The sequence below is a fragment of the Pseudoalteromonas rubra genome, assembly GCF_005887115.1.
Taxonomy (GTDB): domain Bacteria; phylum Pseudomonadota; class Gammaproteobacteria; order Enterobacterales; family Alteromonadaceae; genus Pseudoalteromonas; species Pseudoalteromonas rubra_F.
Genome location: NZ_PNCJ01000008.1, coordinates 16,278 through 40,288, shown reverse-complemented (window position 1 = coordinate 40,288; position 24,011 = coordinate 16,278). Strand labels below are relative to the sequence as shown.

The 24,011-nt window shown below is 50.1% G+C and carries 21 protein-coding genes and 1 pseudogene; 14 read left to right on the top strand and 8 right to left on the bottom strand.

The window, feature by feature from the left end:
- Positions 1 to 27 precede the first annotated feature (27 nt).
- The 6 genes from ychF to lolB form a co-directional block, all read right to left on the bottom strand.
- On the bottom strand, positions 28 to 1,119 hold the full coding sequence (ychF, locus tag CWB98_RS05175; protein ID WP_054017260.1) for a redox-regulated ATPase YchF: 1,092 nt from the start codon (positions 1,117 to 1,119) through the stop codon (positions 28 to 30).
- A gap of 58 nt (positions 1,120 to 1,177) precedes the next feature.
- On the bottom strand, positions 1,178 to 1,762 hold the full coding sequence (gene pth / locus CWB98_RS05170) for an aminoacyl-tRNA hydrolase (RefSeq protein WP_046006617.1): 585 nt from the start codon (positions 1,760 to 1,762) through the stop codon (positions 1,178 to 1,180).
- A 19-nt stretch (positions 1,763 to 1,781) separates the two neighbouring features.
- A complete protein-coding gene (locus CWB98_RS05165; RefSeq protein WP_138543891.1) occupies positions 1,782 to 2,390 on the bottom strand; it encodes a 50S ribosomal protein L25/general stress protein Ctc in 609 nt (202 codons plus the stop codon).
- 199 nt (positions 2,391 to 2,589) lie between these two features.
- Positions 2,590 to 3,537, bottom strand: coding sequence for a ribose-phosphate pyrophosphokinase (locus CWB98_RS05160; RefSeq protein ID WP_010386544.1), 948 nt, complete (start codon positions 3,535 to 3,537; stop codon positions 2,590 to 2,592).
- 78 nt (positions 3,538 to 3,615) lie between these two features.
- Entirely contained in the window at positions 3,616 to 4,473 is an 858-nt protein-coding gene (gene ispE, locus CWB98_RS05155) for a 4-(cytidine 5'-diphospho)-2-C-methyl-D-erythritol kinase (protein WP_138543890.1), read from the bottom strand.
- A complete protein-coding gene (gene lolB, locus CWB98_RS05150; protein WP_138543889.1) occupies positions 4,470 to 5,057 on the bottom strand; it encodes a lipoprotein insertase outer membrane protein LolB in 588 nt (195 codons plus the stop codon). Before lolB ends, ispE begins: the two co-directional genes overlap by 4 nt.
- 83 nt (positions 5,058 to 5,140) lie before the next feature.
- Between lolB and hemA the strand changes: the two genes are divergently transcribed.
- From hemA to rlmM, 12 genes are all read left to right on the top strand, one after another.
- Positions 5,141 to 6,397, top strand: coding sequence for a glutamyl-tRNA reductase (gene hemA, locus CWB98_RS05145; protein ID WP_138543888.1), 1,257 nt, complete (start codon positions 5,141 to 5,143; stop codon positions 6,395 to 6,397).
- A 7-nt stretch (positions 6,398 to 6,404) separates the two neighbouring features.
- Positions 6,405 to 7,490 (top strand): peptide chain release factor 1, encoded by a 1,086-nt coding sequence (gene prfA / locus CWB98_RS05140; RefSeq protein ID WP_054017254.1) that lies wholly within the window; start codon positions 6,405 to 6,407, stop codon positions 7,488 to 7,490.
- Positions 7,490 to 8,338, top strand: a complete 849-nt coding sequence (gene prmC / locus CWB98_RS05135; protein ID WP_138543887.1) for a peptide chain release factor N(5)-glutamine methyltransferase — start codon at positions 7,490 to 7,492, stop codon at positions 8,336 to 8,338. Before prfA ends, prmC begins: the two co-directional genes overlap by 1 nt.
- A 145-nt stretch (positions 8,339 to 8,483) precedes the next feature.
- The gene (locus CWB98_RS05130; RefSeq protein WP_138543886.1) at positions 8,484 to 10,025 is read left to right on the top strand and encodes a DUF3369 domain-containing protein; all 1,542 of its coding nucleotides are present in this window, start codon (positions 8,484 to 8,486) and stop codon (positions 10,023 to 10,025) included.
- 29 nt (positions 10,026 to 10,054) lie between these two features.
- Positions 10,055 to 10,429, top strand: coding sequence for a SirB2 family protein (locus CWB98_RS05125; protein ID WP_138543885.1), 375 nt, complete (start codon positions 10,055 to 10,057; stop codon positions 10,427 to 10,429).
- 144 nt (positions 10,430 to 10,573) lie between these two features.
- The gene (locus CWB98_RS05120) at positions 10,574 to 11,377 is read left to right on the top strand and encodes a tetratricopeptide repeat protein (RefSeq protein WP_054017250.1); all 804 of its coding nucleotides are present in this window, start codon (positions 10,574 to 10,576) and stop codon (positions 11,375 to 11,377) included.
- Between the two features lie 97 nt (positions 11,378 to 11,474).
- Positions 11,475 to 12,725, top strand: coding sequence for a DUF819 domain-containing protein (locus CWB98_RS05115; RefSeq protein WP_138543884.1), 1,251 nt, complete (start codon positions 11,475 to 11,477; stop codon positions 12,723 to 12,725).
- 33 nt (positions 12,726 to 12,758) lie between these two features.
- Complete coding sequence (kdsA, locus tag CWB98_RS05110) at positions 12,759 to 13,613, top strand: 3-deoxy-8-phosphooctulonate synthase (RefSeq protein WP_046006606.1); 855 nt, start codon at positions 12,759 to 12,761, stop codon at positions 13,611 to 13,613.
- 62 nt (positions 13,614 to 13,675) lie between these two features.
- Positions 13,676 to 14,569: a transcriptional regulator GcvA gene (locus CWB98_RS05105; RefSeq protein WP_046006605.1), complete on the top strand. Its 894-nt coding sequence runs from the start codon at positions 13,676 to 13,678 to the stop codon at positions 14,567 to 14,569.
- The gene (locus CWB98_RS05100; RefSeq protein WP_138543883.1) at positions 14,566 to 15,228 is read left to right on the top strand and encodes an alpha/beta family hydrolase; all 663 of its coding nucleotides are present in this window, start codon (positions 14,566 to 14,568) and stop codon (positions 15,226 to 15,228) included. Before CWB98_RS05105 ends, CWB98_RS05100 begins: the two co-directional genes overlap by 4 nt.
- Positions 15,221 to 15,589 carry a DUF423 domain-containing protein gene (locus CWB98_RS05095; RefSeq protein WP_054017245.1) on the top strand — a complete coding sequence of 123 codons (369 nt, stop codon included), beginning with the start codon at positions 15,221 to 15,223 and terminating at the stop codon, positions 15,587 to 15,589. The genes CWB98_RS05100 and CWB98_RS05095 overlap by 8 nt, the downstream gene beginning before the upstream one ends.
- 23 nt (positions 15,590 to 15,612) lie before the next feature.
- The gene (gene rlmM, locus CWB98_RS05090; protein ID WP_138543882.1) at positions 15,613 to 16,698 is read left to right on the top strand and encodes a 23S rRNA (cytidine(2498)-2'-O)-methyltransferase RlmM; all 1,086 of its coding nucleotides are present in this window, start codon (positions 15,613 to 15,615) and stop codon (positions 16,696 to 16,698) included.
- A 98-nt stretch (positions 16,699 to 16,796) separates the two neighbouring features.
- Here the strand turns inward: rlmM and CWB98_RS05085 are convergent, their stop codons facing one another.
- Complete coding sequence (locus tag CWB98_RS05085; RefSeq protein WP_138543881.1) at positions 16,797 to 17,237, bottom strand: hypothetical protein; 441 nt, start codon at positions 17,235 to 17,237, stop codon at positions 16,797 to 16,799.
- A gap of 217 nt (positions 17,238 to 17,454) precedes the next feature.
- Here CWB98_RS05085 and CWB98_RS05080 point away from each other — a divergent pair.
- Positions 17,455 to 17,928, top strand: a pseudogene (locus CWB98_RS05080) (AAA family ATPase); the annotation flags it as partial.
- Positions 17,918 to 18,316 carry a hypothetical protein gene (locus CWB98_RS05075; protein WP_138543879.1) on the top strand — a complete coding sequence of 133 codons (399 nt, stop codon included), beginning with the start codon at positions 17,918 to 17,920 and terminating at the stop codon, positions 18,314 to 18,316. The pseudogene CWB98_RS05080 and the gene CWB98_RS05075, both read left to right, overlap by 11 nt.
- Before the next feature lie 31 nt (positions 18,317 to 18,347).
- Here CWB98_RS05075 and CWB98_RS05070 read toward each other — a convergent pair whose 3' ends face one another.
- Positions 18,348 to 23,828, bottom strand: coding sequence for a response regulator (locus CWB98_RS05070; protein WP_171045588.1), 5,481 nt, complete (start codon positions 23,826 to 23,828; stop codon positions 18,348 to 18,350).
- Positions 23,829 to 24,011: the final 183 nt, after the last annotated feature.

Genomic DNA, 24,011 nt, shown 5'->3' with positions numbered 1-24,011 from the left:
AACTTGGTCAATATTGAATGCAGTTACTTAGACATTGAACAGGAAGTTCATCACATCGCCATCTTTAACGATGTAATCTTTACCTTCCTGGCGCATTTTACCTGCGTCTTTCGCACCGCTTTCACCTTGGTATTCAATGTAGTCATTAAAACCAATGGTCTGTGCACGAATAAAGCCACGCTCAAAGTCGGTGTGGATCTTACCCGCTGCCTGCGGCGCAGTGGCACCAACAGGAATCGTCCATGCGCGCACTTCTTTAACACCTGCCGTAAAGTAGGTTTGTAGTTTCAGTAGCTCGTAACCGCCACGGATCACCAGGTTAAGCCCTGGCTCTTCCAGACCAAGGTCAGCCATGAATTCAAGCTTATCTTCTTCTTCAAGTTCAGACAGTTCAGATTCAATAGCAGCACAGACCGGGATCACAACGGCTTCTTCCGCTGCGGCAATCTCACGTACCTGGTCTAAGAATGGGTTATTTTCGAAACCATCTTCAGTCACGTTTGCGATGTACATGGTCGGCTTAATCGTTAAGAAGTTAAGCGGCTTAATCGCAGCTAGCTCCTCTTTTGTCAGCTCCAGTGAGCGCAGTGTTAACCCTTCATCCAGGTGTGCTTTGACCTTTTCCAGTACTTCGTTTTGGAATTTAGCGTCTTTATCGCCACCTTTGGCTTTTTTAGCGTTACGTTGTGCTGCGCGGTCGGCCGCTTCCATATCTGCTAAAACCAGCTCAGTGTTGATAACATCAATATCGTCTGCCGGGTTTACCTGACCAGATACGTGGACGATGTTTTCGTCTTCAAAGCAGCGAACAACATGACCAATGGCATCTGTTTCGCGAATGTTTGCTAAGAACTGGTTACCCAGACCTTCACCTTTAGAGGCGCCCTTTACCAGGCCTGCGATATCAACAAACTCCATCGTGGTTGCGATGGTTTTTTGTGGATTAACAATCGCAGCCAATTGGTCCAGACGCGGATCCGGAACGGCAACCACGCCGGTGTTTGGCTCGATAGTACAAAAAGGGAAGTTCGCGGCTTCGATGCCCGCTTTGGTTAATGCATTGAATAGGGTTGACTTACCTACGTTAGGCAGGCCAACAATGCCACATTTAAAACCCATAGTTTAAAACCTTTAGTTTGCCATCAATCACAGCTGTAACGGGACAGGAGAGTCGGTGTTACGGCTTAAAAGAATGTAGTCTATTTTGTGCTTTTAACACACCGTCTTTGGCCAGAATTTCCATACAACGCACGGCTTCATCTACCACTGCATCGATTTTTTCCTGATCTGCCTGAGGGGCTTTGCCCAGCACCCAACCTGTTACTTTGTCTCTGTGTCCAGGGTGGCCAATACCAATGCGCAGGCGCATAAACTCTTTGTTATTACCCAGCTTGGCGATTATGTCTTTGAGACCATTGTGCCCACCGTGACCGCCGCCTTTTTTGATTTTGGCGACACCAGGTTCCATATCCATCTCATCATGTGCAACCAGGATCTGCTCTGGCGGGATCTTATAGAAGTTTGCCAGGCTACCTACGGCTTTACCGCTTAGGTTCATAAAGGTGGTTGGGATCAGTAGCTTAAATTCCTGATTGTTCAGGATAAGCTTGCCACTAAGGCCATGGTGTTTTGAATCAGGTTTGAGGGGGACGTTGTAGCGCTTGGCCAGTTCTTCGATAAACCAGGCACCGGCATTGTGACGGGTGTTTGCGTATTCGGGGCCTGGATTAGCCAGGCCCACTAGCATTTGAATAGTATTCAAGGTGCTAACACCTTAAAAATTATTCAGCAGCTTCTTCAGCTGTTTCTTCAGCAGCGCTGCCTTTAGGTGCGTTTACAGTTACAACCGCTTGGTCGTGGTCTGCACCTTTAGCTAGCTCAACAGAAACTACACCAGCTGGAAGAGTGATGTCTGAAAGGTGTACAGTTGCGCCAACTTCGATAGCTGCAACGTCAACTTCTACGAACTCAGGAAGCTGAGCTGGCAGACACGTGATTTCGATTTCAGTTACGTGGTGAGCAACAGTGTTGCCGCCTTTAGTAGCTGCTTCTTCGTTCAGGAAGTGAACAGGTACTTTAGTGTGAAGCTTTTGAGAAGCGTCAACGCGTTGGAAGTCAAGGTGAGTTACCTTAGGCTTGTACGGGTGACGTTGGATGTCTTTCAGGATAGCTTCAACAGACTCACCACCGATGTTCAGAGTCAGGATGTGCGTGTAGAAACCTTCGTCTTCTTGCATCTGGATAACTTTGTTGTGGTCCAGAGTAAGCGAAACAGCGTCTTTGCCTGCACCGTAAAGGATAGCAGGAACTTTATCAGCGCGACGTAGGCGGCGGCTCGCACCAGTACCCAGAGTTTCGCGTACTTCAGCGTTTAATACGTATTGTGACATGAGTGTCTCCAATTATTTTAGTTAATACTTCGAAGGGCTCGCGACCAAGCACTTCGGTAAATCACTGCACTCGCCGTGGTTGTATCCAAAGCAAGCCCAGTAAAAAGGCGCGCTAATATACCACTAACCAGCAGCCTTGCAAACCTTTGGATATAAAAAAAGCACCCTAAGGTGCTTTTTCTTTGCCAGTGAACACGGATTAGTGTTCGAACATCGCAGAGATAGACTCTTCGTTGCTGATGCGGCGAATGGTTTCAGCCAGCATATCAGCCAGCGTCAGTACTTTGATCTTATCAACAGACTTCAGCTCGTCCGACAGCGTAATTGAGTCAGTGACAATCACTTCGTCAATTACTGAGTTGCGCAGGTTCTCTGCGGCATTGCCAGACAGAACCGGGTGCGTTGCATAAGCAAATACGCGCTTAGCACCATGCTCTTTCAGTGCAGCCGCAGCTTTACACAACGTACCACCGGTATCAATCATATCATCGACGATAATACAGTCGCGGCCTTCCACATCACCAATGATGTGCATGACTTGAGAAACGTTAGCCTGTGGGCGACGTTTGTCGATGATAGCCAGATCTTTGTCGTCCAGAAGTTTGGCGATTGCACGCGCACGTACCACACCACCAATATCTGGCGACACGACCACAACATCGTCAAAATCGCGCTCTTTCATGTCTTCAAGCAGCACCGGGCTACCAAACACATTGTCTACAGGCACATCGAAGAAGCCCTGGATCTGTTCAGCGTGCAGGTCTACCGTCAGAACGCGGTCAACACCAACGCTTGATAAGAAGTCCGCAACAACTTTTGCAGTGATTGGCACACGCGCAGAACGTACACGACGATCCTGACGGGCATAGCCGAAGTATGGAATAACGGCGGTAATACGACCTGCAGAAGCACGACGTAAAGCATCCACCATCACAATGAGTTCCATCAGGTTGTCATTGGTTGGTGCACAAGTGGATTGGACGATGAATACATCAGAACCACGAACATTTTCATTGATTTGAACGCTGATCTCGCCGTCGCTAAAACGGCCTACAACGGCATCACCTAATTCGATAAACAAACGTTTTGCAACTTTTTGAGCTAGCTCAGGTGTTGCGTTACCAGCGAAGAGCTTCATGTCGGGCACGGTAGGGTTCCTCAGGCACTGTAATATATATTTTGCAATGACGGCGTCTGTGACAGTGTCAAAACAGGCTAACTTAAACTATTTTACTTCATCTTTACGCCATGCAGCCAGTTGCCGGTGGGCAATTGACTCGCTTGCGCTTTGGGTAACAAAGCCAGTCCAGTGAGACGGGAGTTGTTCGAGTACACGCTGTGCCGCCTGTGCTGAATTAAATTCTGCAAAGCAGCATCCTCCGGTTCCCGTCATTCTGGACGGCGCATATTTTAGCAACCAGCTCAGGGTTTTTTCAACCTCGGGGTAGAGCTTTTTGACTAATGCCTGACAGTCGTTGTGTGTCTGCTCGATGGTCCAGCCCTCAGATAATTTCGGGGTATTTCTTGGCAGCTCTGGGTGTGTGAATACTTCAACAGTGCCAACATGGACATTGGGGAAGACCACCAGATAGTGTTTTGTTGCCAGAGTATAGGGGCTCAGCTTCTCTCCAACCCCTTGCGCCAAGGCCGTTTTTCCTCGTATAAAGACGGGGACATCCGCACCGAGTGATAATCCGATATCCGCAAGCTGGTCAAATGATAAGTCACATTGCCACAATGTGTTTAAGGCAAGCAAGGTGGTTGCTGCGTCTGATGAACCGCCCCCCACGCCGCCACCCATAGGCAGTTTTTTAACCAGCTGAACATGGGCACCGAATGGTGATTGTTTATAGGGCCTGAGCGCTTCCGCAGCTCGGTAAATCAAATTGTCTTGCAACGGAATGCCGGTGACATCGCCCTCAATCTCAAGTACATCTTGCTCGATAAGCGAAAAAGTCAGCTCATCGCCATATTCCAGCAGAGTAAACAGGGTTTCGAGTTCATGGTAGCCATCAGCACGGCGACCATTGATGTGCAAGAACAGGTTGAGTTTTGCCGGAGCGGTTAATTTGAGTGTCTTCATAGGGTGTCAAAGTGCCAATCACTGATTCGGATTTTAATGGTGATATCTTTATGTGTCAGGGTGAGCCGAGTCGGGAGTTCGAACCCGTTTACACGCTGGTAGGTTTGGTAAGCAACCTGCCAGCGCAGGCCTTGTTCGTCTTGCCAGATGGCCTGAGTTAATTGTTGTTTATCATTATACTGATTGTCAGGTGCCTCTATGTTGCCCGTTAACCATTGAGGGGCTTGTGATACAGGCAGTTGCCAGCCGCTCAGGCGGTACACTAAATCGCTGCTGTCTTCACTGGTGTAGGTGTTATCCTCAAGCGTCAGCACACTGTGCTGATCGAATTCTTGCAGCTTGAGTACCTGAGTCCCGATAAAGGTGTTCAACGTCAGGGTTTGTTTTTGTTCACGATATTGCCAGTTAAAGTTGGCAGACTGACGCTCTTCGGGAGAGATAAATGCCAGCTTACCGGTTGCCCGCCAATTGTTATAACTTTCGGGACGATTCTGCTGTAAATGCTCGTCAGGTGGGGTAATACGCTGTGCACACCCGCTCAGAAACAATAAAAACATGAGCAAAATCAAATGAAACTGTTTCAAACTAAGTTCCTTACTTTCCATATTCGATTGATTTTTGGTAAAATTAGCGGCTTTAAAGCAGGGCTTGAGCAACACTGGCAGTTATGACCATTATCGCACTTGGGATCAATCACAAAACCGCGTCCGTCGAATTGAGGGAAAAAGTCGCCTTTTCTCCGCAACAGTTATCGGATGCGCTACAGCAACTATCACAGTTGCCGCAGTTTAATGAGTCCGTGATTGTTTCTACCTGCAATCGGACCGAAATCTATTGTAGCCTTGGCGACTCGAATTCCCAAGCGCTTCTGGGCTGGCTGGCTGAATTTCACCAAATAGAAGAGCAAGAGCTGGCCGAAAATGTGTATGTGCATCACAATCAGGATGCGGTCAATCACCTGATGCGTGTAGCCTGTGGTTTAGATTCTTTGGTGTTGGGTGAACCTCAGATCCTAGGTCAGATCAAGCAAGCGTATAATAGCGCGAAAACACATAACGGCATTCAGCCGGTATTCGAGCGCTTGTTTCAGAAAACGTTCTCTGTGGCTAAGCAGGTGCGTACCGAGACTGAAATTGGCGCCAGCGCAGTATCTGTGGCGTATGCGGCCGTCAATCTGGCTAAACACATTTATGGTCAGCTGGAAAAAACCAACGTATTACTGATTGGAGCCGGTGAAACCATTGAGCTGGTTGCCAAGCATCTGTCGCAACACAATCCCAAAGCAATTACCGTTGCCAACCGCACCATTGAACGGGCTCAATCCCTGGCGGATGAAATTAACGCGAATGTCATCTCCTTGGCTCAACTTCCCGAGCAATTGCATCTGGCGGATATTGTCATCAGCTCAACAGCCAGCACCTTGCCAATCATAGGTAAAGGGGTCGTTGAGCAGGCTCTTAAAAAACGCAAACATAAACCGATGCTGTTTGTCGATATTGCTGTGCCACGTGATATCGAAAGTCAGGTCAATGACTTAGACGCGGCCTACCTTTATACGGTAGACGACCTGCAAGCAATCGTGAATGAAAATATGGCGTCGCGTGAACAAGCAGCACGTGAAGCGCAGCACATCATTGATGACAAAACCCATGAGTTTGCGCAGTGGCAGCGTTCACTGACATCGGTGGATGTGATCCGGGAATATCGAGAATCGGCCCAGACGATTAAATTAGAGCTCGTGGAAAAGGCGTTAAATCAGCTACAATCGGGTAAGAATTCAGAAAAGGTCTTGTTAGAACTGGCAAATAAACTCACTAATCGACTTACTCATGCACCGACCCGAGCGATTCAGTCGGCAGCAAAAGAAGGTGATATTGAGCGTATTGCAGTATTAAAACAAGCATTAGGTATTGAGCAGGAATAAGAGTTAAATGAAAGAGTCCGTTTATCGTAAATTGGAAACTTTGGTAGAGCGCCACGAAGAAGTGGAAGCCATGCTGGGGGATCCGGAAGTCATTGGCGATCAGAACCGTTTTCGCGCATTGTCAAAAGAGTACTCAGAGCTTGAGGATGTGGTGAAGGCGTTTACTGCTTATCAGCAGGCGCAGGAAAACGTGGCAGCAGCCGAAGAAATGCTGAAGGATTCTGATCCGGATATGCGTGAAATGGCTCAGGAAGAATATAAAGAAGCAAAAGAACAAATTTCAGAACTGGAAGAGCAGCTCCAGATCCTGATGCTGCCAAAAGATCCTAAAGACGATAACAACGTATTTTTGGAAGTCCGTGCCGGTACGGGCGGTGACGAAGCGGCTATCTTTGCCGGTGACTTGTTCCGTATGTACAGCCGTTATGCCGAAACCCAAAAGTGGCAAGTGGAAGTGGTCAGTGCCAACGAAGGTGAACACGGTGGTTACAAAGAGATCATTGCTAACATCAAAGGCGACGGCGTGTACGGTAAGCTCAAGTTTGAGTCGGGCGCGCACCGCGTACAGCGTGTACCAGAGACTGAATCTCAGGGCCGCGTTCATACGTCAGCCTGTACAGTAGCAGTCATGGCTGAGATCCCGGAAGCGGAAGCGATCGAAATTAACCCAGCCGATCTGAAGGTTGACACCTTCCGTGCCTCGGGCGCCGGTGGTCAGCACGTTAACAAAACTGACTCTGCTATCCGTATTACCCATATTCCAACCGGCGTTGTGGTGGAATGTCAGGATGAACGTTCACAGCATAAAAACCGTGCTAAGGCTTTGTCAGTATTGGGCGCGCGTCTACAGCAGGCGGAAGACGAAAAACGTCAGGCTGCTGAGGCAAGTGAGCGTCGTAACCTGGTAGGTAGCGGTGACCGCTCTGAGCGGATCCGGACTTACAACTATCCGCAGGGCCGTATTACGGATCACCGTATTAACCTCACACTGTATCGTCTGAATGAAGTTGTAGCGGGTGATCTGGGTGCTGTTATCGACCCGTTAGTATTGGAGTACCAGGCTGATCTGTTAGCAGCTATGGGCGACGATTAATGACGCAATATTCAACCCTTGCTCAGGCGATTGCCTGGGCGAGCGGGCAACTTCAGAGCAGCTCAGAGTCGGCGAAACTCGATGCCGAAGTGCTGCTTTTGCATATCCTTCAAAAAAACCGCAGTTATTTATTTGCCTGGCCCGAGGCTGAATTAAACGCCGAGCAACAGCAGCGTTTTGCAACCCTGATCGCGCGTCGACAAGCAGGGGAGCCGGTCGCTCATCTAACGGGAGAGCGGGAGTTCTGGAGCCTGCCTTTATACGTTAATAACAGTACACTGATCCCACGCCCGGACACCGAAACCCTGGTTGAACAGGCGCTGGCATTGGCTTTGCCGACGCAGGCCAGAGTACTTGATCTGGGCACCGGGACGGGCGCCATTGTGCTGGCGTTGGCATCGGAGCAACCTGGTTGGCAACTAATCGGTGTTGACTTCTCAAGCGATGCGGTGGCGCTGGCAGAGAAAAACCGCCTGCGTCTGGGTTTTGAGCATGTGCAGATCCGCCAGAGTGACTGGTTTTCAGCGTTGGCAGATCAGTGTTTTGATCTGATTGTCAGCAACCCGCCTTATATTTGTGAAACAGATGAACACCTGAGTCAGGGGGATGTGCGTTTTGAGCCTTTGTCCGCTTTGGTAGCACCGGATCAAGGCTATGCCGATATTCGTCATATTATTGAGCAAGCGCAGGCGCATCTTACGTCTGATGGGTATCTGATGTTTGAGCACGGCTATCAACAAGCTGCTGGTGTTCAGCAGATTTTTGCACAAATGAACTATCGCAATATACTTACAATAAAAGATATGGCAGGCTGTGATAGGGTAACGATGGCGCAAAAGCCGCAATAATCGTTATTTCTTGAGCAAAGCTACAATAAAAGTAGCGATGCCGTATAAGCGAGCAACAAGCCGGTTATCCTCAACCGGTTTCATGTCCGTCAGCACGCGCAATACTGGCGAGATACGAGTACAAAAGAGTGTTAAGGACTCTCCAATGGATGATTTTTTGTTTTCAGACGATCCGGGTGAAGTAGAAGTACAGGAAAAAAGTGGCACTTGGAAGGTGATCATTGTTGATGATGAACCCGAGGTGCATGCGGTAACCAAACTCGCGCTCAGTGACTTTGAGTTTCAGAAAAAGCGCCTTGAATTTCTCAGTGCCTATTCTGGCGAGGAAGCAAAAAAGGTGGTTATGGACCACCCTGATGCAGCGATTGTGCTACTTGATGTTGTGATGGAAACGGATGACGCAGGATTGAGAGTCGCGCAATATATTCGCGAGACGGCTAAAAATAACAATATTCGCATTATATTGCGTACCGGACAGCCAGGTCAGGCCCCGGAGCGTCAGGTCATCGTCAATTACGATATTAATGACTATAAATCCAAAACTGAGTTGACGGCACAAAAGCTGTTTACTGTAGTGATGTCGAGCTTGCGTTCCTACCGAGACATTTTGTCTATTGATCAGTCTCGTCAGGGGCTGGAAAAAATCATCACTGCATCACGAAATATTTTTGCTTCGCATTCCATCGACCAGTTTATCGAAGGGGTGATCCAGCAGCTGACTTCTTTGTTAGGGACTGTGGATGAAGCCATTTATGCAACGTCTTTGGTTGCCAGTAATGATCCCTCCAATAGCAGTGACAAACTGGTGGTGTTTACGGGTCGTGGCGAATTTGCCAGAAGCGAAGGTAAGCCGATTGAGGACGTGCTGGACTCAGAACAAATGGATGCCTGTCGTCAGGCATTGCAAGACCGTGGCATAGTTTATAAGGACAATTATCTGTTTGCGTATTGTTCGAGTGAATATAACCATGCGTCTATGCTGTTTGTCTCAGGTATCCCTGAGTTTTTGACCGACACGCAAAAGCACTTGATCAAAATATTCTCGCAAAACGTACAACTGGCCTATGAAAATGTTCAGCTTCAGGCAGAGATAGAAGACACTCAGCAGGAGTTGGTATATCGATTAAGCGAAGCGCTTGAGCAGCGCTCTACGGAATCGGGTAATCATGTTAAGCGCGTTGCAAACATCTGTTATGTGCTGGCCAAGCACTACGGTCTCAGCTATCGAGAAGCCGAGCTGGTGCGTCTTGCCTCACCTTTACACGACGTTGGCAATGTAGGTATTCCCGACGCGATTTTGAACAAGCCACATAAGTTGGAGCCCGAAGAATGGGATGTAATGAAGTCTCATACTCAAAAGGGTTACCAGATACTGCGCGACTCACGCCGTGAGATAGTTAATGCCGGCGCTATGATTGCTCGCGATCACCATGAGCGGTGGGACGGCAGTGGTTACCCAACAGGTAAAAAAGGCGAAGAGATCCATATCTTCGGACGTATTGCGGCGATTGCAGATGTCTATGACTCAATGCGTCACGAGCGTTGCTATCGCCCGGCATACAGCCTGGATGAAGTGGTGGCTGAAATTAACAGCCAAAAGGGCAAGCACTTTGACCCTAAGCTGGTTGATGTATTTAATACTGTAATTGACGAGCTGGAACAGATATTGGCTCGTTTAGAAGATTGATTTTATAGTTGATTTAATAAGGGGCAATTTTGGACTACATGGCACTTAAACACACACATGTGATGTTTGCAGTTTTAAGTATTATTTTGTTTTATACCCGAGCTATTTCGCGTTTGGCCAGTGGTAAACTGGCAGCCAACAAAGGGGTCTTTATCGCCAGCCACAGTGTTGATACTGTATTGCTGATTTCAGCGGTATCGCTGGCTGTAATGGCCAGCCTGAACCCGGCACAGCAACCCTGGTTGATGGAAAAAATTGTTTTAGTCGTTGCATATATAGCTTTAGGTTTCGTGATTGCAAAATCCACAACAAAAGCCAGGCAGATTGGTGCACTGGTTATGGCAACAGTCACGCTGTTGGCCGTTGGCTACCTCGCCAGTGCTAAAAACGCACTCTTACTGTAACACATGCGCCGGGCACCCCGCTGTCCGGCCATTCGCTCAAAGCCCCCTCAATTTTCTCCAAAATAAAAATCCCCTTGGGAATGTGATGAAAAATGTTACACTAGCCCATTATAATTTTAGACAGTAGAAAACAGTTCGTTATTTATGACTGATATCTGGTTCGATGAACACGACGCAAGTTCGGAGCATTTCTCTACGCCGGCCTTGTTACGTTGTATCTGGGCTGAGCCACACTGGGATGCTCAGGCCGATACCTCACACACGCTATGTTTACTGGCTGAGCTTGAGCAGGCTGTTGACGACATTTGCCATAAAAATGCCGACAAACACACGTGTGTGGATGCACTGCTCGATACATTTTATACCCAATGGTTATTTAGTGGCACGGACCAAAAAGTGCCAGAGCATTTGCTAAACAATGTCTGTTACGCTTTAAAGATGCACAGTGGCACCAGCATGGCGTTGGCGCTTATTCTGGTACATTTGCTGGAGCGAGCTAATCTCACCGCAAGCTTGGCAATTAATCAGGGCGATGTGCAGGTACACATTGCGTTGAGCGACGAAGAAGGCTATATCATAGACCCCAGCTCAGGCCACCAAGCCTGGTATGTGATCCCTGAAAATGGTGATGACAAAGAGCAGGAGCCTCTGGAGCTGGTGTTCGGAGAGGAAGCCTTCAAGCTTTACCTTGCCCAGCAAAAATGGTCGTTTATTGCAGCTGAGAAGTTTGGTCATGCACTGAGCTGTGTCGAGATGTTGATGGAATTACTGGGTGATGACCCTTATGAGCGTCGCGACAGGGGCTATCTGTTAAATCAACTCAATTGTCCAAAAATGGCAAAAGATGATTTGCAATTTTTTGTTGATGAATGCCCTGACGACCCAACCATTGAACTCATTCAAAATCAAATCGCTGAGCTGGCCGACCATAATAATATCCTTCATTAGGTGAGGTCAGTGCGCACTGCACTGAGGGGAGTTATGCCAGTCATCGGTGCTAACTTCCTGAGCGGTTTTTGTATAATCAAGGAAATAGAGAGATCCTATGCAAGAGAGTAGTGTACTCATTACCAATAATGCCGTTGTGCTTGGCCTGTTAGCCATTATTCTGGGATTTGTGTTTTATACCTCTAATCTGAAAACGGGATTCTGGGCCAAGTTTTATCGCTATGTGCCCGCTCTGTTGATGTGCTATTTCCTGCCATCTTTGCTAAACACCTTTGGGATTGTCGATGGCAGCGGTAACGATGTGTATACGGTTGCTAAGTACTTTTTACTGCCAGCCTGTCTGGTGTTGCTGACGTTGAGCATCGATCTTAAGTCCATCATGGGGCTGGGTAAACGTGCCATTATAATGTTTTTGACTGGTACGGTTGGCGTGGTCTTAGGCGGACCGATTGCATTGCTGATCACAGCCACCTTTATGCCAGAATTACTCGGTGTCGCCGGGCCTGAAGCGGTATGGCGTGGTATGGCGTCACTGGCCGGTAGCTGGATTGGCGGCGGAGCCAACATGGTGGCGATGAAGGAAATTTACGGCGCCGGGGGCGAGATCTTCACCATTATGGTGACCGTGGACATAGTGGTTGCCAACCTGTGGATGGCTGGCCTGTTGTTTTTAGCCGCCAGACATAAAGACATCGACGCACGTACCGGGGCCGACACGGCCTCGATTGAGCGTCTGATTGACAAAGTACAGGCCTTTGAAGCGGAGCATGCAAGACGACCCGAATTAAAGGATCTTATGTTGCTAATCGCCTTTGCTTTCGGTGCAACAGGCCTGGCGCATTTTGCCGCCGACCTGTTGGTGCCTTACTTTGCAAGTAATTTCCCGGAGCTGAAGAAGTTTTCTCTGCATTCCAAACTGTTCTGGATCATCGTACTGGTCACCACCATTGGTCTGGCGCTGTCTTTCACCAAAGCCCGCAACTTTGAGGCCGTGGGCGCCTCCAAAGTGGGTAGCAGCTTCTTATACATTTTGGTCGCAACAATAGGGTTGCACATGGATATCACCAAAATCGTCGAGGCCCCCAAGTATGTCGTTATTGGTCTGATCTGGATGGCAGTGCATGTGGGGTTATTATTTTTGGTGGCTAAACTCATTAAAGCGCCCGTGTTTTACGTGGCGGTTGGCAGCAAGGCCAATATTGGCGGCGCAGCATCTGCGCCTGTGGTTGCGTCAGCGTTCCACCCGGCACTGGCGCCAGTGGGCGTACTGTTAGCCGTATTGGGCTATGCGTTGGGCACCTACGCGGCCTGGCTATGCGGACAACTTTTACGTGTGATTGGCAGTTAGCGCTGCCAGTTAGCGACTATTTTAGGAAAAACAATGAATACACAGATTATCAAAGTAGCAGACATCGAAGTTGCTAACGACAAACCTTTTGTGCTGTTTGGTGGCATGAATGTGCTGGAGTCTCGCGACCTGGCCATGCGTATTGCCGAGCACTATGTTGAAGTGACCAGCAAGCTGGGCATTCCTTATGTGTTTAAAGCCTCATTCGACAAAGCCAACCGCTCTTCTATCAATTCATACCGTGGTCCGGGTATGGAAGAGGGGCTAAAAATCTTTGAAGAAATCAAAAGCACCTTTAACGTACCGCTTATCACCGACGTGCATGAGCCGCATCAGGCGGCACCCGTTGCCGAAGTGGTTGATGTGATCCAGCTTCCGGCCTTTTTAGCGCGTCAGACCGACCTGGTTGTGGCCATGGCAAAGACCGGCAATGTGATTAACGTGAAGAAACCTCAGTTTCTGGCACCACACGAGATGCGTCACATCATCAAAAAGATGAGCGAAGCGGGCAACGAGCAAGTGATCTTGTGTGAGCGCGGCACCAGCTTTGGTTATAACAATCTGGTGGTCGACATGCTGGGTATGGATGACATGAAGCACATGGCACCCGTGATCTTTGATGCCACACACGCCCTGCAGCGCCCGGGTGGTCGCAGCGATTCGGCAGATGGTCGTCGTGCGCAGGCGGCTGAGCTGGCACGCAGCGGAATGGCCCTGGGCCTGGCGGGCTTGTTTATTGAAGCGCACCCTAATCCAAACGAAGCCAAATGCGATGGCCCTTGTGCACTGCCGCTGGCAAAGCTTGAAGGCTACTTGCAACAGATGAAAGCCGTGGACGATTTGGTGAAGAGCTTTGCACCGTTAGATACCAGCGCTGCCGATCTGTAACATGACACTTACTGGCGGGGGAGACTCCGCCATTTTCATCAGCCTGGTTTGGAACACCCGCCATGTCACGACGATTACCCCCATTAAATGCACTGAAAGCTTTTGAGGCCGCAGCCCGGCATCTGAGTTTTACCAAGGCCGCTGAAGAGCTGTTTGTCACTCAGGCGGCCATCAGCCACCAGATCAAAATTCTGGAAGAGCACCTCGGGGTTAAACTCTTTTTACGTAAAAACCGCTCCTTGCTGTTAACGGAAGAAGGGCAGGGTTATTTCCTGGATATCAAAGAGCTGTTTTCTCAGCTGATCGATGCCACCGAAAGGCTATTAGCACGGGGTGCAAAAGGGTCGCTTACAGTGAGCCTGACGCCCAGTTTTGCCATTCAGTGGCTGGTACCCAGGCTGAGCCTGTTTAATGAATTGCACCCCGACATTGATGTGCGAATAAAAGCCCAGGATCTGGATGAAAACTCATTAACCGATGACGTGGACGTGGCCATTTATTATGGCCGGGGCAACTGGAGCGGCGTGCAAACCCACAAGCTGCACACCGAATATCTGGTGCCTATGTGTAGCCCTTTGCTGCTCAATGGCCCTAAGCCGCTGGATCAGCCCAGCGATCTGGCGAATCACACCCTGTTGCACGATACCACCCGACGCGCCTGGAAAGCCTGGCTAAAAACCGCCGGGGTGCGCAACGTGCCGGCTAACACCGGACCAATTTTCAGTCACTCATCCATGGTGACTCAGGCAGCGGTACATGGTCAGGGGATCGCGCTGGGCAACAGCGTATTGGCCAAACCTGACCTGGATGCGGGCCGTTTGATCATTCCATTTAGCCATCACCTGGAGAGTAAAAATGCTTACTACCTGGTGTGTCGTGAATCTCAGGCTGAATTAGGTAAAATAGTGTCCTTTAAAAACTGGATGCTGGAAATGGTAGAGCAGGAACAACAATGACGCAGAGTGAAGTAAAGATTGATATCGAATGGCATCAGGCTGACGCACCTCTGGCGCAACTTATTCTGGCCCATGGCGCAGGAGCGGGCCGCGACAGCGACTTTATGCAGGACATAGCAAACCGCCTGAGTGCGCTGGGAGTCTCCGTCGGGCTGTTTGACTTTGGCTACATGCAGATGGCAAAGGCGCTGGATAAACGTCGCCCGCCGGAGCGTGCCCCTAAACTGCTGGCCCATTATCGTAATGTGCTAAGCGCGCAGCTCGATGGCTTACCTGTGTTTATCGGTGGTAAGTCGATGGGCGGGCGGATGGCATCTATGCTGGTCTGTGAAGACGATATTCAGGTGCAGGGCGTGTTTGCGCTGGGTTATCCGTTTCATCCACCGGGCAAACCCGAGAAGCTGCGCACCGAGCACTTTGCTGACATCCCTTGCCCGTTTGTGGTACTGCAAGGAGAGCGCGATACCTTTGGTAATCACGCCGAGGTCACGGCTTTGGCAGCGCAAGCCGAAGATCAGGGCTGGCCTGAGCTGGTATGGCTTAAAGATGGCGACCATTCGTTGAAGCCACGCAAAGCCAGCGGCCTGACAGAAGCACAAAACCGCCAGCTTGCAGCTGAGGCCATTGCAACTAAAATTGCGGAGATACTCAATGGCTAAGCTATTCTTACTGCTGGGCGGGGCGTTTTGTATGCTGTCGGTCATGCTGGGGGCCTTTGCGGCACATGGCCTGAAAAGCCGTTTGAGCGACTATGCCATTGGCATATTTAAAACCGGCGCTGAATATCAGATGACACATGGCCTTGCATTGCTGGCCGTAGCCTTGCTCCTGAAATGGGGCGTGAAAGTTCAGCTCTCGGGCTATTTATTTGCGACCGGGATTGTCCTGTTCAGCGGCAGCCTGTATTTGCTGGCGCTGACCGGTGCCAAGTGGCTGGGACCAATTACGCCACTGGGCGGACTGTGTTTTATTCTTGGCTGGGCCTGGCTGCTGTTTCAGGTTGCCCGCCAGCCCTTTTAATTGATTAGAGACTTTTTATCACTATGTCTAGTGTGGTTATTTATTGCCGAAGCGGCTTTGAAAGCGATGCGGCGGCCGAAATTACGCATCACGCCGCGTTACATCATGTCGCCGGTTACGTAAAAGCTAAGCCCAATACGGGCTATGTGACCTTTGAGTGCTTTGACCCGGCTCAGAGCGAGCTGCTACTCAAGCAGGTTGACTTTTCCAGCCTGGTGTTTGCCCGCCAGTGGTTTGCGGGTGTGTTGTTAAGCAAAATGCCCGTTGAAGACCGCGTATCTGAGATCAAACAGGTGGTTGGGGATTTCCCTTTGTGTGGCGATCTGCGGGTAGAAACCCCGGATACTAATGAAGGCAAAGAGCTGTCGAAGTTCTGTAAAAAATTCTCGACGCCACTGGCCAAAGCGCTGGAGAAGCAAAATAAGCTGACCCGCGACCACAAAGCCCACAAACCGGTGCTGCATGTGCTGTTTCTGGCAAACGACACCGCCTATGTCGGTTACTCATTCAGTCATAACAACTCGCCCTTCTTTATGGGGATCCCCAGGCTGAAAATGCCGGCCGATGCCCCGAGTCGCTCAACGCTTAAGCTGGATGAAGCCTTCAATGTGTTTGTTGGTAAAGAGAACGAGCCAGAGCGGGTCCGCTCTGGTATGCGCGGCGTGGATCTGGGCGCTTGCCCGGGTGGCTGGACCTACCAGCTGGTGCGCCGCGGGTTGTTTGTAGCGGCAATCGACAATGGCCCGATGAACGATGATTTGATGGAAACCGGGCAGGTAAAGCACTTCCGTGAAGACGGCTTTAAATATCGCCCCGAAAAGCGCAACATCGACTGGCTGGTGTGTGACATGGTCGAAAAACCCACCCGCGTCAGCGAACTGATGGTCGACTGGATAGTCAACGGCTTTGTCCGCGAGTTGATCTTCAACCTTAAGCTGCCCATGAAAAAGCGCTTTGATACGGTTTATGAGTGTTTAACGCTGATCCGCGATGAGCTGAAAAAGTACGGCGTAGGCTACGAGCTACAGGCCAAACACCTCTATCACGACCGCGAAGAAGTGACTGTGCATATTCAGGTACTGAAAGTGCCGCAAAACCTCTACAGCTAAGTTCTGTTCGGCGGCAGTTTTGTTGACTGTCGCTTATTCCAGTTTCAGCCAAATTCCACTCAAAAAACGAAAATGGCCTCTGATGTTGAGCCTTTTCATCACAGCAGCGCGATTAAATAGCGCAGCCGTGGCTGTAAATCACCGTAAATATCGGGGTCGGTATTAAATTCGTCCAGCCTGTTCGAGATAAAAAGCAACGCCTCTCTACTTTGATGTAAGAGTTCTATGGTGTTGACGGTATCGTCACTTAGCTTGCCTTCTAATAAGGTCAGAAAACAATCGGCTATTGCCGGTTTATCGAATGCGTCGTGCCTGCACGTGACGATAAAGCGAATAAAATAGGGCAAACAGGCCATCAGTAAATTGGCCGGCATAAACCTGAGTTCATCTGCACGCTCAATAAAATTGATTTGAAAGCGCTTTAGTATCTCTTGCTCTGACTGGTTAAAAAACACCGATTTGGCATAGATTAAATCAGGATCTGCTTCACTTTGCGCAATTGCCTCATCCCACTGGTTTTCAGTTATATTGACTGACATGTTGTATTAGTCCTGACCGGATACGCAAGTCCATTACCAGCGTCTTACAAAGCTGTTTCTATATTAGTTCCATATAAAGTCGTATCCAAGATCTTTTATTGAACCTGACATAATAAATCCACATGCATTCAGTGGGTCAAAGTGATGATCCACAAAAACCGGCCCTGTCGATATTAGCTTTGATCAGGGTTGACCGGATGGCACACTCTATTATCTATGCGGCAAAATGGGGGCGGGCAAATCCACCCTGTCGCGCAAACTGGCTCAGGAGCATCAGGCGGTGGTGCTGTCTGAGGATGACTGGCTGGCGGCGCATTACCCGGGCCAAATCCAAACCTTCGATGATTACATCGAGAAATCTCGGCTAATCAAACCTTTTATTAAAGCGCATGTGCAAAGCCTGTTGCGGCTGGGGCTGAATGTGGTGATGGATTTTCCGGCCAACACCCGGCGACAGCGTGTCTGGTTTGTTGAGCTGAGCGAAGCGGTACGAGCCTCGCATCAGCTGTATTATTTGGATGTCAGTGATGAGCAATGCCTTTCCCAACTGGCCAAGCGCCAGGTTGAACAGCCAGCGCGGGCACACTTTGATACCGAAGCGGTGTTCTATCAGGTGAGCCAGTATTTTGAACCACCTGAGGCCAGCGAAAGCCTGACTTTAGTTCACAGGAAAAGTATCAATGAGTGTTAGGTTTATATTGCCAGTGTTGCTTATACTTTCTGGTTGTCAGACAGTCGGTGTTGATGTGCCTTTGACGAGTAAACTACTAGGTGTGTGGACGATGACTTATGACGGCTCGAACCTCAGAACTACTCAGGTTTGTGAGTTTTTTGAAAACGCGCAGCGAACGTGTATTGTCGAAGAGGCTTCTTTTTCTGCTGGATTCGGGGAAGCACACAGAAACAAGATAACGGGCACCTGGAGACTGGAAGGTGAAATGCTCACGGTGACTGAAACGCTCAACTTCTCGTCTGTTGAGCACCAGGTTCAGTTTAAGGTGAAAAGTACCACTGCCAATCAATTCGTGCTCGTCTCTGAGCGCGGCGATGTCACAACCTGGCATAGAGTGGAGCGCTGAGCATGACGTTGGGCAACTGCACACCCGAAATTCAGTTTGGCAGTTGTTGTTCAAGCGCCGTCAAAGTCTCTTCTGCGCCATCAAAATCAAAATCCTCAATCTGGTTAAATAGTTGCTCAGCGAGTGGTTGCTGGGATGTGCTGCTTAACGCCTCCAGTAATGTATCAGCCCGGTCGCTGGCATCCATATCAGAATCACTGATCAGTGCTTTGAGTTCAGCCAGTAAAGCCGTTATATCAATGTTCTGATGTGCGTTTTCTGAATGACCTGCCTCGCTGGAAGGGTCTATGTCCCGCGACTTATCCAGTGCCAGCGTCATTGCATCAATCAGTGCAGTTAGGCAGGGTAGTAGCTCATCCATTATGGCTTGTATCGGTGCATTGTTGGCACAGGCGGTTTCTAACTCAGCGGCCAGCTGTGCCACCTGAACAGCCCCGATATTACCAGCGCTGCCTTTGAGTGTATGGGCGCACCGCATCGGGCCCTGTGGATCTGTGTCCGTGTGTGACTGGGCTTCGACAAAGGCTTGTTCAAATTGCGCCTGTTTATCACAAAATCGTCCCAGCAGCTTTGTGTACAGCGCTGTGTCGCCTTCGCTGATGGCGAGCCCCGTCTGGGTATCCAGCCCGGCTATCGCAGCTAAGTCTTTCGATGCATCCGTGGATGCTGGCAATGTCTGTTCGCTGGTGGCTGGGATATCTGCAGGCCGGGTCGGGGTTATCCAGCGGGCGAGCGTAGCAAACATTTTGCGCGGGTTCAGGGGTTTTTCAATGATGTCGTTCATGCCGCATTCCAGCGCTTTTTGACGGTTATCCAGCATCACACTGGCGGTCATGGCAATGACCGGCAGCTGCTGCCACCTGGGCTGCTGGCGGATGGCTTCGGTTGCGCTGTAGCCGTCCATCACCGGCATCTGGCAGTCCATGAGCACACCATCGTAGTCACGCTGGTGCAGCATCTCCAGTGCTTGTTGGCCGTGCTCAGCTACATCAACCTCAATGCCATTTTTTTCTAATAAGGCAATGGCCAGTTCCTGATTAAGGTCGTTATCTTCAACCAACAGTAAATGTGCGCCCGCGACAGAGTTGGGGTGTTCGTCGGCACTCGTATCGTGTTGCTCGCAGGTGCTTGGGTCGCCAAACAGGCTAAGCAGACAGGCGGCAAGTGGCTTGGGAAAAACCGGCTTTGACAGGGTATAACTGACCTCGTTTTGTGTCATATCCCCGCCATGATTTAACAGGATGACGGGGAGTTTTGCGCGCAGTGAGTCGGGTAAGATATCCAGACTACGACTGTCCGCCAGAATACACTGGGCACTCGTGATGATTGATGCATCAGGGGCAAAGGTGTCCCGGTTGACGGCCTCTGCGCTGATCCCAAAAACATGCAGGTAGCGTTTGAGGGTGGTTGCAGCGTACTGATTGTCATCCAGGATCACCGCGTGCTGAACGGATAACTCAGGTAAACGGATATCGCTGTTATCGCATAGCCGCACCACAATATCAAAAGCAAAGGTACTGCCTTCACCGGAAATACTCTGGCAGCTGATCTGACCGCCCATCAGCTCAACCAGCTTTTTACAAATCGCCAGCCCCAGGCCTGTTCCTCCGTATTTACGTGTCGTTGAGGTATCCGCCTGGCTAAAGGATTTAAAGAGTTTTTGCTGCTGTTCATCGGTCATGCCAATACCGGTGTCTATAACCGCAAATGCCAGTGTGAGGGTATCTTTGTCGCCTGCCTGTGGCGACACATCGATGATCACATCACCGCCCTTATCGGTGAACTTAATCGCATTACTGCCTAAGTTTAATAATATCTGTGAGATCCGCAGCGGATCGCCTACCAGACGTGCTGGGATCCCCGGATCCAGCATCACACAAAGCTCAATGTCCTTTTCCCGGGCCTTGATGGCCATAAGGTCTACGCTCTGAGTCAGAGTTTCTTCCAGATCAAACTCAATGGCCTCAATATCGAGCCGACCCGCTTCAATTTTAGAAAAATCGAGAATGTCATTGATGATCCCAAGGAGCGACTCGGCACTGCGATTAATTTTCTCGACATAATTACGCTGCTGACGATCCAAAGCGGTTTGCAGGGCCAGATAGCTCATACCTATGATGGCGTTCATAGGAGTACGGATCTCATGGGACATATTCGATAAAAAGTCGGACTTAGCCTGGGTGGCGCTTTCCGCTTTATCTTTGGCTTTTTGCAGCGCCACTTGCAGCGCTTTGGCGTCGCTGATATCCATATGAATACCAAACACTTCCTTGCCACCCGGACCATGTTTGGCGACCACGCTGCGACCAATACTGAGGATCCACTTCCAGCTCCCATCGGCACATTTCATGCGCATTTCATGGCGAAAGGTATCGCTTTCACCACGCGCATGGGCCAATAATGCATCCTCAGTGGCACTGAGGTCGTCCGGGTGAATGAGCTGGTGCCAGCGTGCAATGCTGGGACCGTAAAGCTGTTCCAACTCATCGCACTGGTAGCCCAGCATTTCTGACCAGACATCGTTAGTGATCAGTTGCCCACTACTGATATCCCATTCCCAGGTGCCGGCATTGGCCCCCGACATCGCCAGCTCCAGCCGCTGTTCAGCTTCTTTGAGTTCGCCATAGGATAAGGAGTTGGCCAGAGCCACAGCGAGGTGATTGGCAACGACACGCAATATCGCGCGCTGTGCCCGGGTGAGCGCGTGCTGATGGTTAAATTGCAGGGTAAATACGCCCAGTACCTCACCATCGACTATCAGCGGAGCACAAAATACAGTTTGTGTGGCAGTGCCATGAAGGTTGTCAGCGGCCTCTAACGCCAGTTTTTGCCAGTCTTGCGGGCTGGCAGCATAAACCTGAGTGGCCTCTTTGACACAGTACACATCGGCGCCCCGGCTGGTGTTTAGTTTGCTTATCAGCGCTGAAAACGGCTCATCATCCTGCACGGCGTATATATAGTCTATGTACTGCTGATCTTGGTGATAAATGCCCACCGCACAAAACTCACAGGGCAGGGTTTGCTTGAGGTGCTGATAAATGGTTTCGCAAATAACTTTCATGTCGTAGGTTGCCGCCACTTCTTTACCCACTTCGCCTAATACCACCAGATCCTGAGTGCGTTGTGCGACCTTTTGCTCCAGCTTTAAGCTGGCCAGGCGCAGCCTGCGCTCCCTGATATGCACTATGGTCACTATCGAGATGATGAGCACAGCAGGCAGCAGCACTTTAAACCACAGGGTTTCATACCAGGCGGGCAGAGAAATGATAGGTAAGCCAATAGGCGTATCATTCCAGACACCATGGTTATTGCTCCCCACAACCTGCAGTACATATTCGCCAGGTGGAAGTGAGCGGTAACTGGCACGGGGTGTATCTGTGATTGTGCTCCACTGTGCATCGTGCCCCAGCAACTTATAGCGATAGCGGTTATCTTCTGTGGCATGGTAATCGAGCGCGGCAAAGTAGACGGTCAGGTTTCTGTCCCTATGTGTAAACTCAATACCACTATCGAGTTTGTTAATTCGTTCCCCATCGCGCTCAGCATGGGTAAAAACCAGTGGCGGTGGGGAAATATTGACGTAGACCGTGAGTGGATTAAACCCGGTGATACCATCTATGCTGCCAAACAGGATCTGTTCATCATAGGTGATAAACGAGCGCGCCAGAAAGTGGTTGTTGCCCAGTCCGTCATGGGTTGTAAACTGATGAAAGATCCCACTGAGCGGATCAAGTTGAAAGACGCCGCCAGAGGTTGCCAGCCACAGCAATCCCAGTTCATCGGCGACAATGGATTTCACTGCGAAATTGGCCTGTGATGTGGTGTTACTAAAACGCTTAAACTGCCCTCCATCCAGTGTATAACGGGTTATTCCATTATTACTGGCAAACCAGAGGTAACGGCCACTCTGAATGCCCTGATTAATGTGGCGGCCATCCAGACTGGTGGGGGTATTATCGGGTAAGTAGTGATGTGTTTGCGCTAAGTCCGAGCTGAGACGAAACAGGCCATCCCCATCGCTGCCTATCCAGACTTGCTCATCACTGTCGAACAGCACAAAAGTCGGGTCCGTATTGGGCAGGAAGTATTGTACTTCGCCGCTTGGTGGGTGCCAGCGCGTGACTCTGCGTTCACCAGCAATAATCAGCCACACCCACCCCTGAGCATCAAAATTGATATAATCGACGGGTGAGCCCTCTCGCACTCCGGCTGGCATAAAGGGCGTTAAAGTGCGATTAAGTTCATCGACCTTAAACAGGCCAAAGTTGGTGCCTGCATACAGCTGACCTTCACCATCTCGATTGAGATGGTGGACTCTGAGGCGATAGTCGCCGGTTAGTTCCTCGGGTGACGCGAACGGGGTAAATTGCCCGTGACCATCAAAATGCACTAAGCCACGACCGGTACCAAGCCAAACACCGCCTTCAATGGCTTGCGCCATACTGAGCACCTGATTAAATAGCCCGGAGAGCTGCTGGCCTGCCAAAAAGTGATGCCAGGCTTTAAAGGCGGGTGGATGAGGAAACACTTTTATGACGCCGGAATAGCGCGTTGCGGCCCACATCAGCCCAGTCTGATCAATTAACACCTGGCGCACATCTCGGTTTTGTAGTAAAGCCAGCTTGCCGTCCTGTGCAGTGGGTATAAATTTCTCCTGTAATGGAGAAAAGCGGTAGATACCCGCAAAGGTCGACAGCAGAATATCGCCCTGATGGTGCAGCAAGCTGGATACACTGGGCAGGCTGTGATCATTGAGCTGATAGGTATGGAACTGTTCAGCATCCGGGTCAAAGCGACCAAAGCTGGTGCGGGTGGCCACCCAGAGCTGGCCATCGGCAGCTACAGAGACTTGTCGGACTTCTGGATGATCCAATGACTGCGGGGCAACCTTAAATGCGCTGAACTGGCCACTTTGGCGGTCGAGTCGGTAAAGCCCGTCAGAGGTGGCACACCAGATAGCACCATCCTGCGCTTCGGTAATACTCCACACCCGGTTGTTGCCAAGACTCGTTGGGTTGTCCTGATCATGGACAAAACGCTCGAATCCGCTGCCATCTGTGTTGAGACGATTGAGCCCCCCGCCATTGGTGCCAACCCACAGGCTGCCATCCTGACTTTCGAACAGCGCCTGTACTTTGTCCGCCCCCAGAGACTGCGGGTTGTTGGGGTCATGGCGAAAATGCTTAAACCCTTGCTGTGCGCCTAAAAACAGATTCAGGCCACCGCCCCAGGTACCGGCCCATAAACGGCCACGGCTATCAAACAGTAACACACTGACACTGTCAGCAGACAGCGAGCTGGGGTCGTCCGGGTTATGATTAAAATTACTGAACTGATAGCCATCGTAGCGCTTAATGCCATCGGCGCTGCCAAACCACATAAACCCTTGCTGATCTTTGCTCACGGCGTAGATCTGCGGTGTATTCAAGCCGTTATAGGTGGCGATATTTTCAATCTTGAGGGTGGTAGCCAGCACTTTTTGTGCGAATAAAGCACATAAGAGCCATTTCACCGCTAAACTAACAGTGAGTGCTAACCCCCTGCGCGTTGGTCGGGTCGTGCATGAGACAGAAGTGACTGGCATAGCGTTGGCCTGTTGGCTGGTCCATTGAGTCGTTGTACAAATGTTAGACAGATATTAGAAACCTGTGCACAATAATAGCAAATAAATTTTCTGACCTTGCAACACCTTAAC

Coding starts and splice junctions, on each gene's coding strand:
- kdsA (WP_046006606.1), top strand. CDS start 12,759: ATGAATACACAGATTATCAAAGTAGCAGACATCGAAGTTGCTAACGAC.
- CWB98_RS05075 (WP_138543879.1), top strand. CDS start 17,918: ATGAGTGTTAGGTTTATATTGCCAGTGTTGCTTATACTTTCTGGTTGT.
- CWB98_RS05115 (WP_138543884.1), top strand. CDS start 11,475: ATGCAAGAGAGTAGTGTACTCATTACCAATAATGCCGTTGTGCTTGGC.
- prmC (WP_138543887.1), top strand. CDS start 7,490: ATGACGCAATATTCAACCCTTGCTCAGGCGATTGCCTGGGCGAGCGGG.
- rlmM (WP_138543882.1), top strand. CDS start 15,613: ATGTCTAGTGTGGTTATTTATTGCCGAAGCGGCTTTGAAAGCGATGCG.
- ispE (WP_138543890.1), bottom strand. CDS start 4,473: ATGAAGACACTCAAATTAACCGCTCCGGCAAAACTCAACCTGTTCTTG.
- CWB98_RS05120 (WP_054017250.1), top strand. CDS start 10,574: ATGACTGATATCTGGTTCGATGAACACGACGCAAGTTCGGAGCATTTC.
- prfA (WP_054017254.1), top strand. CDS start 6,405: ATGAAAGAGTCCGTTTATCGTAAATTGGAAACTTTGGTAGAGCGCCAC.
- hemA (WP_138543888.1), top strand. CDS start 5,141: ATGACCATTATCGCACTTGGGATCAATCACAAAACCGCGTCCGTCGAA.
- CWB98_RS05095 (WP_054017245.1), top strand. CDS start 15,221: ATGGCTAAGCTATTCTTACTGCTGGGCGGGGCGTTTTGTATGCTGTCG.
- CWB98_RS05085 (WP_138543881.1), bottom strand. CDS start 17,237: ATGTCAGTCAATATAACTGAAAACCAGTGGGATGAGGCAATTGCGCAA.
- ychF (WP_054017260.1), bottom strand. CDS start 1,119: ATGGGTTTTAAATGTGGCATTGTTGGCCTGCCTAACGTAGGTAAGTCA.
- CWB98_RS05130 (WP_138543886.1), top strand. CDS start 8,484: ATGGATGATTTTTTGTTTTCAGACGATCCGGGTGAAGTAGAAGTACAG.
- CWB98_RS05105 (WP_046006605.1), top strand. CDS start 13,676: ATGTCACGACGATTACCCCCATTAAATGCACTGAAAGCTTTTGAGGCC.
- CWB98_RS05165 (WP_138543891.1), bottom strand. CDS start 2,390: ATGTCACAATACGTATTAAACGCTGAAGTACGCGAAACTCTGGGTACT.
- CWB98_RS05100 (WP_138543883.1), top strand. CDS start 14,566: ATGACGCAGAGTGAAGTAAAGATTGATATCGAATGGCATCAGGCTGAC.